The organism is Rhodoplanes sp. SY1, from assembly GCF_046000175.1.
In the GTDB taxonomy this organism is placed as follows: Bacteria; Pseudomonadota; Alphaproteobacteria; order Rhizobiales; family Xanthobacteraceae; genus Rhodoplanes.
The window spans coordinates 42,353-57,660 of the sequence record NZ_JBEOMB010000036.1; the positions used below are offsets into that span (position 1 = coordinate 42,353).

The following is a 15,308-nucleotide window of genomic DNA, read 5'->3' on the forward strand; positions in this document are numbered from 1 at the left end:
CCGCTCTCCGGGTTGCTGCCGCAGCCGTATCGGAAATTCGTTTACCCGCCGTTAACCATGATTTTCCCGGCGGGGGCGCGCCTACCCGAGAATGAACCGCGAACATCGGGCTTGGAAGCCCCGCCCGGCCGCGCTACGACGATCGGGTGAGCGAGCCCGTGCCCCGAGACACCGACGCCGCGACCGCGCCCGATCTGCCGTCGCCGTTCGCCCGCTGGTTCGCCGATCGCGGCTGGACGCCGCGGCCGCACCAGCTCGCCCTCCTGGCCGCCGCCCGGGCCGGCCGCTCGGCCCTGCTGATCGCCCCCACCGGCGCCGGCAAGACGCTCGCCGGCTTCCTGCCGACGCTTGTGGAGATTGTCGAGGGACGGACGGGTCCGGGTATGGGGAAGCGCCGTATGCCCCCCACCCCCGACCCCTCCCCGCCACGCCCTGCGGGCGCGGGGGGAGGGGAGCCGCAGCGCCGCGTTCGGATCAGTTCGGGCACGGCCCATCAACTCCCCTCCCCCCGCTCGCGAAGCGAGTGGCGGGGAGGGGTCGGGGGTGGGGGGCTCTTCGCTTCGCCAGACGGAGGCGGAGGGCGCTTTGTTTCGTCGAACGACCGTCTCGGCGGTCTCCACACGCTCTACATCTCGCCTTTGAAAGCGCTCGCCGTCGACATCGCCCGCAATCTCGAGCGGCCGGTCGCCGAGATGGGGCTGCCGGTGCGCATCGAGACGCGCACCGGCGACACGCCGCAGAGCCGGCGCGCCCGACAGCGCCGCGATCCGCCCGACATCCTGCTCACCACGCCCGAGCAGCTCGCGCTGCTGCTCGCCAGCGCCGACGCGCCCTATCTGTTCGGCTCGCTGCGCCGCGTCGTGCTCGACGAGCTTCACGCGCTCGTCACCTCGAAGCGCGGCGACCTGCTCTCGCTCGGGCTCTCGCGACTGTTCGCGACGGCCCCCGGTCTCACGACCGTCGGCCTCTCGGCGACCGTGGCGGACCCGCAGGAGCTTTCGCGATTTCTGGTCCCGCAGCGCGGCGGCGATGCCACGCAAGCTGACATCGTTCGGCCCGAGACCATGCAAGCCGAGATCGTGCAGGCGGCCGGCGGCGCCGCGCCGATCGTGACGATGCTCGACACCGCCGAGCATCTGCCGTGGTCGGGCCACTCGGCCGCCCACGCACTCGCCGAGATCTACGATCTGATCGGCCGCCACCGGACCACGCTGGTGTTCGTGAACACGCGCAGCCAGGCCGAGTTCCTGTTCCAGGCGCTGTGGCGCATCAACGAGGACGGCCACGCCATCGCACTCCATCACGGCTCGCTCGACGTGACCCAGCGGCGCAAGGTCGAGGCCGCGATGGCCGAGGGGCGCCTGCGCGCCATCGTGTGCACGTCGTCGCTCGATCTCGGCATCGACTGGGGTGACGTCGACCTGGTGATCAATGTCGGCGCCCCGAAGGGCGCGTCGCGGCTGACCCAGCGCATCGGCCGCGCCAACCATCGCCTGGACGAGCCGTCGCGCGCCGTGCTGGTGCCGGCGAACCGGTTCGAAGTGCTCGAATGCCGCGCCGCCATCGACGCGGTGGCCGAGAATGCGCAGGACACGCCGCCCTTGCGCACCGGGGCGCTCGACGTGCTGGCCCAGCACGTGCTCGGCTGCGCCTGCGCAGCGCCGTTCGCGTCCGACGATCTGTTCGCCGAGGTGCGCGCCGCCGCGCCTTACGCCAATCTCGATCGTGAGGACTTCGACGCCGTGGTCGACTTCGTCGCCACCGGCGGCTACGCGCTCAAGGCCTACGAGCGCTTCGCCAAGATCAGGAAGGGCGTCGACGGCCGCTGGCGCGTCACCCATCCGCGCGTGGCGCAACGTTACAGGCTCAATGTCGGCACCATCGTCGAGGAGCCGATGATCAAGATCAGGCTGGTGCGGACGCGCGGCGCGGCGACGCGCGGCCATGCCGGCGTGATCGGACGCGCCGGCAAGCTTTTGGGCGAGGTGGAGGAGTATTTCATCGAGGGGCTGGTGCCGGGCGACACCTTCCTGTTCGCCGGCGAGGTGCTGCGCTACGAGGCGCTCGCCGAGGACTCGGCCTACGTGACGCGCGCGCACGCGGAGGATCCGAAGGTCCCGGTCTATGCGGGCGGCAAGTTCCCGCTCTCCACGTATCTCGCTGAACGGGTGCGCGACATGCTGGCGGCGCCTGCGATGTGGCGACGGCTTCCTGATCAGGTCCACGACTGGCTCGACCTGCAACGGCTGCGGTCGCGCCTGCCGAAGCCGGGCGAGCTGCTGGTCGAGACGTTCCCGCGCGCCGACAAGAACTACCTCGTCTGCTACCCGTTCGAGGGCCGGCTCGCCCATCAGACGCTCGGCATGCTGCTCACGCGTCGTCTAGAGCGGGCGCGCCAAAGACCGCTCGGCTTCGTCGCCAGCGAGTACGCGCTCGCCGTGTGGGGGCTCGGCGACCTGTCCTTCGCGGTGAAGCGCGGCGCGCTCTCGCTGGACGCGCTGTTCGACGAGGACATGTTGGGCGACGATCTCGACGCGTGGCTCGCCGAATCGGCGCTGATGAAGCGCACCTTCCGCCAGTGCGCCGTGATCGCCGGCCTGATCGAGCGGCGCACCGGCGGCGAGGACAAGAGCCGCCGGCAGGTGACGATCTCGACCGATCTGGTCTACGACGTTCTCCGCAAGCACCAGCCCGATCACATGTTGTTGCGTGCCGCCCGCGCCGAGGCCGCGACCGGGCTGCTTGACATCCGTCGGCTCGGTTTGCTGCTCTCTCGGGTGAGGGGGCGAATCGTCCACGTGCCGCTGCCACGCGTGTCTCCGCTCGCCGTTCCGGTGATGCTGGAGATCGGCCGCGAGTCCGTCCACGGCGAAGCGTCCGAAGCGCTGCTGATGGAAGCCGAGGCGGATCTGGTCAGGGAGGCGATGGGGTGAGGGCACGAACCGCCGCGACGGCGGATGTGATCACGTTCGGCACGGACACGCGGGACCGCGTCGCGAGCGATCGGGACGGGTTCGCCCGCGAGGCCGGCGGCACCGTGCTGTCGGTCGCCGGCGTGTCGCTGGTCGCCGATCTCTCCGGCGCGCTCTACTGGCCGGAGCGGCGCATGCTGCTGGTCGCCGACCTGCATCTGGAGAAGGGCTCGGCCTGTGCGCTGCGCGGCGCGCTGCTGCCGCCCTTCGACACCGCCGAGACGCTGGAGCGGCTCGCCTGGGTGGTCGCCTATTACGATCCGGCCGTCGTCGTCGCGCTCGGCGACAGCTTTCACGATTCCGACGGCGCCGAGCGGCTGACCCCGGAGGACCGCGCGCATCTCGCGTCGCTCCAGCGCGGGCGCGACTGGGTGTGGATCGCCGGCAATCACGATCCCGCGCCGGCCCGCGACCTCGGCGGCACGTTCACGCGCGAGGTGCGGGACGGGCCGCTGGTGCTGCGCCACGAGCCGGGCGGCCCCGGCACCACGGGCGAGATCGCCGGCCACCTGCACCCCTGCGCGCGCGTCGTCCAGCGCGGCCGCAGCCTGACGCGGCGCTGCTTCGCGACCGACGGCCGCCGCCTGGTGATGCCGGCCTTCGGGGCGTTCACGGGCGGCCTCAACATCCGCCACGCCGCGTTCGACACCGTGTTCGACGGCCTCGGCTTCACGGCGCATCTGATCGGCGACAGCCGGCTGTTCACGTTCCCGGCGAGCCGCTGCGTGGGGTGAGAAGCGTTTCTGAGCTCTCGATCATCTGTCATGGCCGGGCTCGTCCCGGCCATCCACGTCTTTGGACGCGGCCGAGCAGAAAGAGCGTGGATGCCCGGGACGAGCCCGGGCATGACGGGCGAGAGGGCTGGCTCGCGCGCCACACGTGGTCTCACCGAAAATTCCGTCCCTTCGGCATGGCGCTGCGCACCCGCGCCACGGGAGCGAGGTCGTCGCCGAGATCGGGCGCCTCGCGCAACAGCACGGCGAGCGACGCGCCGGCGCGCTGCGGCTGACGGTGCTCCGGGATCGGCCGCTTGAACTCGTCGCAGCGCGCCAGCGTCTCGATGCAGCCGGCGTCCTCGGCGAGCTTTCTCAACAGCGGCGTGAGATCGTCGAGCCGCTCCGCGACGACGTGAATCACGCCCTGCTCGTTCTGCAGCCGCCCCGTGACGGCGACCAGCCGCGCGCCGAGCACGATCGGCCTGAACGTCTCGAACACCTGCGGCCAGACGATCACGTTGGCGACCGCGGTCTCGTCCTCCAGGGTCGCGAAGATCACGCCCTTGGCGGTGCCGGGGCGCTGGCGCACCAGCACCAGGCCGGCGACGGCGACGCGTCGGCCCGAGGGCAGCGCCGCCAGGCGCTCGTTCTGAAGAATGCGGCGGCGATCGAGTTCGGCGCGCAGGAACGACACCGGATGCGCCTTGAGCGACAGATGCAGGTGGCGATAGTCGGCGACGACGTGCTCGCCGAGCCGCATCGGCGGCAGCGCGACGTCGGGCTCCTGCTCGGGCGTCGTGACGCGGGCGAACAGCGGCAGGTCGTCCTTGTCGCCGGCGCGACGCAGCGCCCGCACGGCCCACAGCGCCTGCCGGCGATCGAGCCCGAGCGAGCGGAACGCATCCGCCTCGGCGAGCCTTTCGAGCACGGCGGGCGAGAGCTTCGTGCGCAACCACAGATCACGAATGGAGTCGTAGCCGTCGCCGCGGGCCGCGGCGATCTTTCGCCCGTCCTCCTCCTTCAGCCCGGAGATCTGACGAAAGCCGAGCCGCACCGCATGGGTGGAGCAAATGTCGCCCGCCATCGCGGCATGGCGGGGGTGGAGGGGAAGCGTCGTGCTCGTCGCCACACCCTCTGTCCCGTCATGCCCGGGCTTGTCCCGGGCATCCACGTCTTGGGGCGCTTCCGAAAGCAAACGCGTGGATGGCCGGGACGAGCCCGGCCATGACGAGGCTGCATGATCTGAAACGGACTCCAGCCCGTTGTCCCACTCGGAAAAGCTCACGTCGATCGGCAGCACCGTGATGCCGTGCTCCTGGGCGTCGCGGACGATCTGGGCGGGCGCATAAAAGCCCATCGGCTGGCTGTTCAACAAGGCCGCGGCGAACACGTCGGGATAGCGGCATTTGATCCAGGCCGAAGCATAGACGAGAAGAGCGAAGCTCGCCGCGTGGCTTTCCGGAAAGCCGTACTCGCCGAACCCTTCGATCTGATTGAAGCAGCGCTCGGCGAAGTCGCGCGGATAGCCGCGCGCCGCCATGCCGTCGATCAGCTTCGCCCGGAAGTATTTGATCGTGCCGACGCGCCGGAACGTCGCCATGGCGCGCCGGAGCTGATCGGCCTCGCTCGGGGTGAAGCCGGCCGCCACGATGGCGATGCGCATCGCCTGCTCCTGGAACAGCGGCACGCCGAGCGTCTTGCCCAGCACTTGCGCGAGCTCGTCGGCCGGACCGTGCTCCGGGGCGGGCGACGGGAACGTCACCGGCTCGCGCCCCTGCCGCCGGCGCAGATAGGGATGCACCATGTCGCCCTGGATCGGGCCGGGCCGCACGATCGCCACCTCGATGACGAGATCGTAGAACGCCTGCGGCTTCAGCCGCGGCAGCATGGTCATCTGGGCGCGGCTCTCGACCTGGAACACCCCGACCGAATCGGCCCGCGACAGCATCCGGTACACGGCGGAGTCTTCGGGAGGGATGACGGAGAGGTCGAGGGGGGCAACCTCGCTCTCTCCGTCATGGCCGGGCTTGTCCCGGCCATCCACGTCTTGCCTGCCGCCCGGTCGTGAAGACGTGGATGCCCGGGACAAGCCCGGGCATGACGGACCGAGAAAGCCTCTGCTGTCTCCGAAACTGTAATGCCGCTGCAGAAAATCCAGCGCCCGTCTGAGACACGTCAGCATGCCGAGCGCCAGCACGTCGATCTTGAGGATCTTCAGCGTGTCGAGATCGTCCTTGTCCCATTCGATGACGGTGCGGTCCTCCATGGCGGCGTTCTCGATCGGCACGAGGTCGTCGAGACGGCCGCGCGTGATCACGAAGCCGCCGACATGCTGGGAGAGATGGCGGGGGACGCCGGTCAGCTCGCGCGCCAGCGCGAGCGCTTTTGCCAGTCGCGGGTCGGCCGGATCGCAGCCGGCGCGCGCCGCGTGCTCGCTCGACAGCGCCTCGCGTGAGAATCCCCACAGCGTGCCGGCGAGCGAGCCGATCACGTCCTCGGTGAGGCCGAACACCTTGCCGACGTCGCGCATCGCGCTGCGGCCCCGATAGCAGATCACGGTCGCGGCGAGGCCGGCGCGGGCGCGGCCATAGCGGTTGTATATATACTGGATCACCTCCTCGCGCCGCTCGTGCTCGAAGTCGACGTCGATGTCGGGCGGCTCGCGCCGCTCGGCCGAGACGAAGCGCTCGAACAGGAGGTCGCTGCGCGCCGGGTCCACCTCGGTGATGCCGAGGCAGTAGCAGACCGCCGAGTTCGCCGCCGAGCCGCGACCCTGGCAGAGGATGCCGCGCGACCGCGCGAAGCGCACGATATCGTGCACGGTGAGGAAATACGGCGCGTAGGAGAGCGTGCCGATCAGCGCATATTCGTGATCGAGCGCGTTCCGCACCTTTGGCGGCACGCCGTCGGGATAACGCCGCGCCGCGCCCGCCTCGGTGAAGGCGACCAGCGCATCCTGCGGCGTTTCAAATCCCTCGCGCACCTCGTCCGGATAATCGTAGGCGAGCGCGTCGAGCGAGAAGCGGCAGCTCTCGAGAAAGACCAGCGTCTGCGCCACCACCTCGGGCGCGGCGCGGAACAGGCGGGCCGTCTCGGCGGGCGATTTGAGATGCCGCTCGGCGTTCGGCGCGAGCAGACGGCCGGCGGCGTCGAGCGTCGTGTGGGCGCCCACGCAGGTGATCACGTCGTGCAGCTCCCGCCGCTCGGGGACGTGATAGAGCACGTCTCCGACCGCGATCAGCGGCGTTCTCGTCTCGGCGCCGAGCGCGGCGAGCCGGGCGAGCCTTCGCGCGTCGTCGCCATGCCGGCGCATGCAGGCGCCGAGCCAGACACGGGCGCCGGCGTCACGGAGGAGGAGCGGGATGGTTTTCCGTAGCTCCGAGGCCGTGCCGACCCTCTCCCCTCGTGGGAGAGGGTGCCGAGCGAAGCGAGGCGGGTGAGGGGGCGTCCCGCGAATTCGGAGATCGTGGAGGGCCCCCTCACCCGTCTCGGACCTTCGGTCCGAGCCACCCTCTCCCACGAGGGGAGAGGGTGAGGGCCGTGCTTGGCGTGCGCGTCTTTCCTCTTTGGAGACGGCGGGTGGAGCCATCCCGCGCCGTCCCTCCGCCAAGACGATCAGATTGAAGCCCTCCGCCGACGTGATCAGATCGTCGAGATGCAGCGTGCACTCCCCTTTTTCGGCGCGGCGTTTTCCCAGCGTCAGGAGCCGGGTCAGCCGGCTCCAGGCGGCGCGGTCACGCGGGTAGGCGAGGATGTCGGGCGTGCCGTCGGCGAAGACGAGCCGCGCGCCGACGGCGAGCCGCAGCCCGTGCTCCTTGGCCGCCTCGTGGGCCCGCACCACGCCGGCGACCGAGTTGCGGTCGGCGATGCCGAGCCCCGCGAGGCCGAGCGCCTTCGCCTGCACGACCAGCTCCTCCGGATGCGAGGCGCCGCGCAGGAACGAGAAGTTGGTGGTGACGGCGAGCTCGGCATAGGCGGTCATGGCACGCCCCCGATTGGCTCATCCGATTGGCTCATCCGATCACCTCACCCGAACAGGCCGTGCAGGAACCAGCGCGGGCGCGGCGTCTCGCGGTCGAACAGGCCTTCGCGATAGAGCCAGGCGCGAAAGCCGGCGCGGCACTCGACCCGGAAATAATCGCGGGTGAGGGGGCGGTCGTCGGCGTCGCGCCACCAGGGCAGCGCGATGCGCTCCGGCCCTTCGGCGACGGCGACCTCGTGCAGCACGCGCCGCCAGCGGAAGCGCAGCGGCGGCCCGTCCGGCACCTCGGCGATGGTCTCGATCGGCTCCGGCTTTTCCAAGAGCCGCAGCGGACGGGCCGACGCGAGGGTGTCGGGATCGTCGCAGGCGACGGCCTCGAAGAGCCTCTCCCCGCGGGCGGGGGCGCGGGGAGAGGTGAACAGCCCGGGCCGTCCCGCTCCCGCCACGCGAAGAAACTGGGCCGGCCGGGCGACGGCGGCGTGCTCGGGCACGTGCGCGTCGCGCAGCACCGGGCGGGTGACGCGGCGGGCGCCGAAGCGGGCCGACAGGCGGTCGACCAGATGGGCGAGCTCGGCGGCGGGGTCGCCGACCGCGCCCTCGGCGTCGAGCCCGGCCTGGCGGGCCTCGCTGCGCTCGGTGGCGAGCGCGCCGAGCCGCACCAGATCGAAGCCGAAGCCCGGATCCCACGGGTCGCCGACGGCGAGCCGGTCGGCGAACAGCCGCGCCATGCGGACGGGATCGCGCAGCGGCGTGCCGGTGCCGACCGCGATGCGCACCACCCGGCCGTCGGTGCGGAACAGCGCCGCCTCGAGGATGCGGGCGCCCTCGCCGCGCGTCTCCAGCACGCGGGCGAGCCGGCCGCCGAGGGTCTCCAGCGTGGCGAGCACGTCGCGCTCCAGCAGCACGGGCTCGGCGAAGGCCTGCTCGGCGACGCAGGCGGGCACCGGCCGGCGCGGCGAGATCGGCACCTCGGCGAGGCCGCGCGCCGCGTCGAGCGCGTCCAGGAGCCCGTCGAACCGCGCCGCCAGATTGGGGCGCGGCAGCGCCAGGACATCGGCGACGCGCTTCAGTCCGACCTCGGCGAGCGACGCCACCATGTTTTGCGACAGCCGCAGCGCGGCGAGGGGCAACGGCGCCAGGGCCGCGTCCTGGCCGCCGGAGGGGACGAGGAGGATGTGATCACGTCTGTCCGGAGATTCGGGCCAGGCAGCCGAAGAGCCTCCCACCCCCGGCGCAACGCGCGCCGGGGGTGGGGGGTGCCGCGTGGCACAGACGCCGTAATGGGCAACGGCAAAGGCGCAGCCCGGCGTGTCGGCGACGGCGATGCGGGCGGACAGGCGGCCGGCGGCGAGGCGGGCGTGAAGCGCGGCGGCGAGCGCCGCCTCGCCGCCGAACAGATGGGCGCAGCCGGTGATGTCGAGCACCAGCCCGTCGGGCGGATCGAGCGCGACGAGCGGCGTGAAGCGGTCGCAGGCCTCGGCGACGGCGTCGAGCAGCGCGGCGTCGGCGACCGGATCGTGCGGCACGACGGCGAGGCCGGGATGGCGGGCGCGGGCGTCGGCGACCGTGGTGCCGACCGTCAGCCCGAGCTTTTGCGCGGCGTCGTTCAGGGCAGCGATGCGCTGCGCCGACTTTATCGTCTCGGCCGTGACCAGCGCGGCGTCGTAGCCGGCCGCCTTCCCGACCTCACCCGGTCCGGCGGGCCGGATCGTGGTGCGAAGAATCCGGTCGGTCGACAGGCGCCTCAGCCACAGGGAGAGGAACCGGCGCGTCGCGCCGGGCGGGCTCGCGGAAGACATGCTCATGATGATCCCAGACGACGGGCCAGCGGCCGGTCGGGCCGCGGCGGTTCCGCAGGACGGAGAGGAGGACGGCGGGCTGGCCGAGGCCGCCGAAGCCGTCGGGCAGGCCGGGTGCGGCGGCGATTTCGAGCCGGGTCGCGGCCGGGCTCGCCAGCGCCGCGGCGCGGTGGCGCAGCAGCAGCCCGAGCCCGCCGCCGGCCGCGGCGGCCAGCGACAGGCGGCGCAGCGCGACGAGATCGAGGGCGCGGTCGTCGAGGAACTCGCCGATCACCACGGCGAGGCCGCGGCAGGCCAGCGCCTCCTCCATGGCAAAGGCGGCGTCGCGCTCGCTGGCCACCGCCACCTCGACCAGCCGGGCCGGCGACAGGCCGAGCGCCGCGACGCCGGGACCGTAGAGCCGCCCCGCCTCGCGTCCGGCGAGGTCGGCCTGGATCCACAGGACCTCGCGGCGGGCGAAGCGGCGCACCGTTCCGAGCGCGTGGACGGCGAGCGCCAGCACGGTGCCGGCCGCGGCGGCGAGATCCCGCGGCGCCGCCGGCACGATTTCATGCAGAGCACCGAGCGCGATCCCGCCGCCGAGCGCCCGGTCGAGCTCCGGCACGCCAAAGGCGAGCACCGAATCGGCGGCCTCCGCGGGCGCCGGCCGGTGCGCCTCGAGGGCGGCCACCCGGCTGCGGAGCGCACGCAAGATCTCGCCCGCATCGCGGGGCGGCATGGTCACGATCAGCCCTCTTTGTTCCTGATATGTTCTTATGGATTCCGGAAAGCCCGGCGCGAGTCAAGGACGGTCGGGCACGGATTCCGGGAAGGCCGGAGAGGGTTGATGGATCTTTAAAAAACGACGTCGAGGGCCCGCCTGACGGCGGGCCGCATGGTTCGAGACGCGCGACTGCGTCGCGCTCCTCACCATGAGGCGAGAATGCCGTGTGGGCGCCGCGACGCCCTCACAGCCCGCGCTTGGGCGTGCCCAGATCCTTGGCGACGCGGAGATTGCGCAGCTTGCTGCGGATGTCGGCGGAGATCAGCGTCGAGCGCCGCAGCGGCGTGAAATCCGTCGCGCGGTGCCGCGTCCCGCCGGCACCCTGAAAAACCTTCAGGCCGTCGCGCGTCGCGACCACGTCGCCGGCCCGCAGCGTCGGGTCGGCAGTGATTTCGACCTTGGCGAGGCCGAAGGCGTCGCGGCCGTTGCAGGTGCAGCCGTCGACCAGCTCCTTGCGATAACGGTGCGCGGTCGACAGCCCGGCGTAGCGGCTGCCGTCGGGGGCGACCGCCAGGTCGATCCCGGCACCCTCGAACACCTTGGTGCGGCTCGCCGGGCAGAAGGCGCTGCACAGCTTGGCCGGCGATATCGCGGCGGGCGCGGTCAGCGGGAAGAAGCGGCCGTCGCACAGGCGCACGCAATACGCCGTGACGGCCGGCGCGGCCTCGGGAACGGTGACGCCCGGCGGCAGCGCGCCCGCCCCGCCCGGCCCGCCTGCCGGCGGCGCATAGGCCATCACCGGAGGGGCGCGCGACGGGCTGCGCCCGAACGGGGCGCCGGCACCAAAAATGCTCTCGAACACACCGCCGGGCGCGGCCGGCGCCCAAGTGGGTGTCGAAGTGGGTGTCGAAGTGGGTGTCCAAGCGGGCGCTCGGGACTGGGCGGTCGCGGGTAGCGGCGCGGCGACGCAGAGCAGCACGACGGCGGCCGGAAGCAGACGCATCCAGAGGGCTGTCTTGAGTCGAGAGGGCATCGCGGTCGCCGAAAGCCCACGCGGGTCGCGCGGGCGACAAGCAATCATCGAAAAGGACGAGGAGTCGGACAGGCGAGCGGCGGGGCCCGAGGATCCCGCCGCGCCGTCGTGAAATGATCAGTTGATGCGGGCGCCGGCCCGGGTGTCGGCCGTGCGGGCCGCCGGAGCCGAGATGCCGGCGACGCCGCGCGACGACATCGGCAGCACGACCACCTTGGCGCCCGTCCTCACCCGGCCGTAGAGGTCGATCACGTCCTCGTTGGCGAGCCGGATGCAGCCCGACGACACGCGCTGGCCGATGGTGTCGGGGGCGTTGGTGCCGTGGATGCGATAGACCGACGAGCCGAGATACATGGCGCGGGCGCCGAGCGGGTTCGACGGGCCACCGGCCATGAAGCGCGGCAGGTAGGGCTGACGGGCGATCATCTCCGCCGGCGGGTGCCAGTCCGGCCACTCGGCCATGCGGGTGATGTGCTCGACGCCCGACCAGGTGAAGCCCTCGCGGCCGACGCCGATGCCGTAGCGCATCGCCTTGCCGCCCGGCATCACCAGGTAGAGATAGGTGTTCGGGGTGTCGATGATGATGGTGCCGGGCGCCTCGGAGCCCGCATAGGACACGACCTGGCGGCGCAGATGCGCCGGCGCGCTGGCCCGCGGCGCGACCGTATCGACGCGGTCGTCTCGGATGTAGCGGTCGATCGACGAGGAGCGATAGCCGTCGGGCGCGAACAGCGACAGCGGATCGGCCTTGGCCGGCACCGTGGCGAGGCCGGCGATCCCGAGAACGAGCGAACCGACCGCACCGATGACGAGAGAGAGCTTCGCGGAGCGAGCCATGTCCATCCCCCTGTTGTTCCCCGGCATTGACTGCCGCCGAGACAACCGGCGAGGCGCGAAAGAGTTCCCGGCCGTTAAGGAAGAAAATTAAGCATCCGTTAAAGCGACCGCAGAAAGTCGGGAACCACGACGTGATCAGATGCAGGAGATGCGACATGACGAAGGCCGGGCGCATGTGATGAGTGTCGAGGCCGCCCCCCGGTCCGGACACTCACCTCTCACCTCGTCCTGAGGAGCCCGCGCAGCGGGCGTCTCGAAGGACGCGGCCACCGACCCGAACCCGTGCTCTTCCGCACTCTCCTCCGTCCCTCCTCCGTCCCTCCTCCGGACCATCCGGCCGTGGCCACATGGTTCGAGACGCGCTCCTGCGGAGCGCTCCTCACCATGAGGAGCTTCATCTCGTGCACCGGCCAGCGCTCGAATGAAAAGCAGAACGGCCGGGCGTCGGCCCGGCCGTTCTGATCAGGTCTCGTGCCTGCCGCGCGCCGTCGGCGCGGGACGATTCTCACATCAGCGCGGCGAGCTTGATGTTGGTCTGGCTCGGCGCCTCGACCAGGCACTTGCTGAGGATGTGGGCGAGCTGCGGCGCGGCGATCGGGCTGGCGGCCGGGTCGCAACCCTCCGGGATGCGCGGGCGACCGGTCGGCGCGGCGGCGGGTTTGGCCGGATCGCGCGACGAGGCGGCCGGGCCGGGCGCCGGGCGCGGCGGGATGGCGTCGGTCGCCACCGGGCGCACCGGGCTCTGCTGGGTCTCGCGCACCGTCACCTCCGGCAGCACGACGCCCTTGGTCACCACGGTGGCGTTGGTCAGCGGGTCGCTCTTGTAGAGGACGCGGCCGTCGCGGTCGCGGTAGACGATGGCGGCGTCACGCACGCCCACCACCTCGACGGTCGAGATGATCTTCGGCTCCTGGCGCGTCGCCGCGGCCGTCGGCAGCCGATCACTTTTCCGTGTGCGATCGATCGGCGCCGCCAGCGCGGCCGTGCGGGCCTGCGCCTCGGCGCTGTTGCCACCGAACACCGGCTCCCCGCCGACCGCCAGAGCGGCCCAGGCGACGATGGCGGAAACACCCAAAGCAGAGAGAATCTTGGTCTTGCACATGGGTTTGCCCCATTATGCCGAGATCGCCCCGTGCGACAGACCGCCCCCGTGAACGGTCCAACGTGATAACGGCTTCTTAACCTCTTGGTTCCTTCACGGGCGCGTGAGGTTCAACCAGGGCGATTCGTGATCAGGTCGCGCACAGCCTCGAACGCCGCCGGCTGCGGCGCCGACTGGTGCCCGGGCTCGTTCGAACGGGCGATACCGCAGGACCGTCAGCGCGCCGCCAGCAGATGCGACGCCGGGATCACCATGCGGCAGCGCACACCACCGGGGTCGAAGGCGAGCTCCACCTCGGCGTCGAGTGCGCGGGCGAGGTTCTTCTCGACCACCAGGGTGCCGAAGCCGCGGCTCGCCGGCGCCGTCACGTCCGGCCCGCCGCTCTCGGCCCACAGGATCTCGACCGCCTCCTCGGCGTCTTCGGTCGCCGGCTTGATGTGCCATTCGACGTCGACCCGGCCGGCCGGCACCGAGAGGGCGCCGTAACGCTCGGCATTGCTGGCGAGCTCGTGCAGGGCGAGGCCGTAGCTCTGGGCAGCGGCCGGCTTGAGGTGGATGGCCGGCCCCTGGACCGAGACCCGGGCGGCGGCGCCGTCGAGGTATTTCGACAACTGCCGGCGGGTGAGATCGCCCAGCGAGGCGCCGTACCAACCCTCCTGGACGAGGAGGTCGTGCGAGGTGGCGAGCGCCTGCAGGCGCGCCCCGAAGGCCTCCAGGAAGGTCTCGACATTGCCGGCGGAGTGGCGGGCGGTCTGCCGCGCCATCGCCTGGATGACGGCGAGCAGGTTCTTCGACCGGTGGGTCAGCTCGCGCATCAGCAGGCGCAGATGGCTCTCGCCGGTCTTGCGCTCGGTGATGTCGAACAGCGCGCAGGCAACCCCCGTGATGGCGCCGTCGGCGTCGGGCAGCGGCTCGACATGCAGCTCGTACCAGCGGGTGTCGGCGCCCGCCTTGACGCTGACCTCGCCGCCCTGCGCCTTGCCGGTGGCGAGCGCGTTGCGGGCCAGGGCGCCGAACTGGGCGAGGCTCTCGGGCGGCAGGATCTCCTCGTCGGTGCGCCCGACGATCGCCGAAACGTCGCGCCCGAACAAGGGGTTGGAGATCGAGGTGAAGCGCAGCTCGCGGTCCTGGGTGAACAGCGTCATGTGCGAGCCGCGCAGCGCGATCTCGTAGCGCTGGAGCGCGGTGCGCAGCTCGTCGGCGAGGCGGCGCTGCTCGCTCTCCAGCGAACGCAGCCGCGAGATGTCGATCGCCGCGCCGGTCAGGCCGTCGATGCGGCCGTCGCGCCCGACCGTCGGCTCCAGGTGGAGGGCATAGAGGGCGCGCTCGTGCGGCGTCACGGCGGTCAGCTCGCAGGTCTCGGCCGTGCCGGTGTCGAGCACCCGCCGCTTCACCGCGACGAGCGCCTCGCGCTCGCCGGCCGGAAAGATCTCCTCGTCGCTGCGGCCGATCATGTCGTCGGCCCCCCGCCCGGCCGGGTCGTAGACCCAGGTGTAGCGGAGCGCACCGTCCTGCGAGAACGCATGCACATAGGCGCCGCGCAGCGCCGTCTCCAGCCGCGCCTTGACGGTCGAGAGCTCGCGGGTGCGGTCCTCGACCCGGCTTTCCAGCTCGCGCTGCACGGTCTCCAGCTCGCGCAGCGTCACCTCGTGGCCGGCGACCTCGCGCCTCAGGCTGTCGTTGGCCTGCGCGAGCTGGGCCGTGGAGGGCGCGCGGGCGAGCTGCGGCAGCAGCGGCAGCAGCAGCACGACGGTCGCCGAGGCGAGCACCGCGACCACGGCCCCGGCGACGCCGGCCGGCCAGTCGAGCGGCGCCACGGCGGCGACGGCCGCCAGGATGTGCGCCACGGCGGACGCGAGCAGGAACAGCCCGCCGGCCCAGATCAGCGCCCGATACTCCTGCGCGATGTCCGGACGGCGCCGGACGATCCACAGGAGGCCGAACAAAATCCCGAGAAAGCTGAAGGCGATGAAGGCCTCGGACGCGAGCTGCAGGGCGCTCAGGACCGGGCTTCCGCCGGCCGCGACCGTCGACAGCCCTTCCGGCCCGACGCCGAGCCGATCGACGATCCCGCTCATGTCCTGCACTCCATGCGCCGCTTCGGGCCGGTGCGATCCTGCCCCTGTGCGGCTGCCGGTCCTTGATATCGGGCAAGCCTCGGGCG

The 15,308-nt window shown here is 71.8% G+C and carries 9 protein-coding genes; 2 read left to right on the forward strand and 7 right to left on the reverse strand.

Features of this window, described 5'->3' with window-relative positions:
* The first annotated feature begins 146 nt into the window (after positions 1-146).
* Positions 147-2,933 (forward strand): ligase-associated DNA damage response DEXH box helicase, encoded by a 2,787-nt coding sequence (locus ABTU92_RS10585; RefSeq protein WP_408090336.1) that lies wholly within the window; start codon positions 147-149, stop codon positions 2,931-2,933.
* 104 nt (positions 2,934-3,037) lie between these two features.
* Positions 3,038-3,706 carry a ligase-associated DNA damage response endonuclease PdeM gene (gene pdeM, locus ABTU92_RS10590; protein ID WP_408090440.1) on the forward strand — a complete coding sequence of 223 codons (669 nt, stop codon included), beginning with the start codon at positions 3,038-3,040 and terminating at the stop codon, positions 3,704-3,706.
* A gap of 151 nt (positions 3,707-3,857) precedes the next feature.
* Here the strand turns inward: pdeM and ABTU92_RS10595 are convergent, their stop codons facing one another.
* The 7 genes from ABTU92_RS10595 to ABTU92_RS10625 form a co-directional block, all read right to left on the reverse strand.
* Positions 3,858-7,670, reverse strand: a complete 3,813-nt coding sequence (locus ABTU92_RS10595) for an error-prone DNA polymerase (RefSeq protein ID WP_408090338.1) — start codon at positions 7,668-7,670, stop codon at positions 3,858-3,860.
* Positions 7,671-7,714: 44 nt separating this feature from the next.
* Positions 7,715-9,475: a DNA polymerase Y family protein gene (locus ABTU92_RS10600; protein WP_408090340.1), complete on the reverse strand. Its 1,761-nt coding sequence runs from the start codon at positions 9,473-9,475 to the stop codon at positions 7,715-7,717.
* Entirely contained in the window at positions 9,357-10,193 is an 837-nt protein-coding gene (locus ABTU92_RS10605; RefSeq protein ID WP_408090342.1) for an ImuA family protein, read from the reverse strand. The genes ABTU92_RS10600 and ABTU92_RS10605 overlap by 119 nt, the downstream gene beginning before the upstream one ends.
* Before the next feature lie 223 nt (positions 10,194-10,416).
* Positions 10,417-11,175: a DUF2865 domain-containing protein gene (locus ABTU92_RS10610; RefSeq protein ID WP_408090344.1), complete on the reverse strand. Its 759-nt coding sequence runs from the start codon at positions 11,173-11,175 to the stop codon at positions 10,417-10,419.
* A gap of 147 nt (positions 11,176-11,322) precedes the next feature.
* Positions 11,323-12,042: a L,D-transpeptidase gene (locus ABTU92_RS10615; protein WP_408090346.1), complete on the reverse strand. Its 720-nt coding sequence runs from the start codon at positions 12,040-12,042 to the stop codon at positions 11,323-11,325.
* 505 nt (positions 12,043-12,547) lie between these two features.
* On the reverse strand, positions 12,548-13,144 hold the full coding sequence (locus tag ABTU92_RS10620; protein ID WP_408090347.1) for a hypothetical protein: 597 nt from the start codon (positions 13,142-13,144) through the stop codon (positions 12,548-12,550).
* Between the two features lie 215 nt (positions 13,145-13,359).
* On the reverse strand, positions 13,360-15,222 hold the full coding sequence (locus tag ABTU92_RS10625; RefSeq protein WP_408090349.1) for an HWE histidine kinase domain-containing protein: 1,863 nt from the start codon (positions 15,220-15,222) through the stop codon (positions 13,360-13,362).
* Positions 15,223-15,308: the final 86 nt, after the last annotated feature.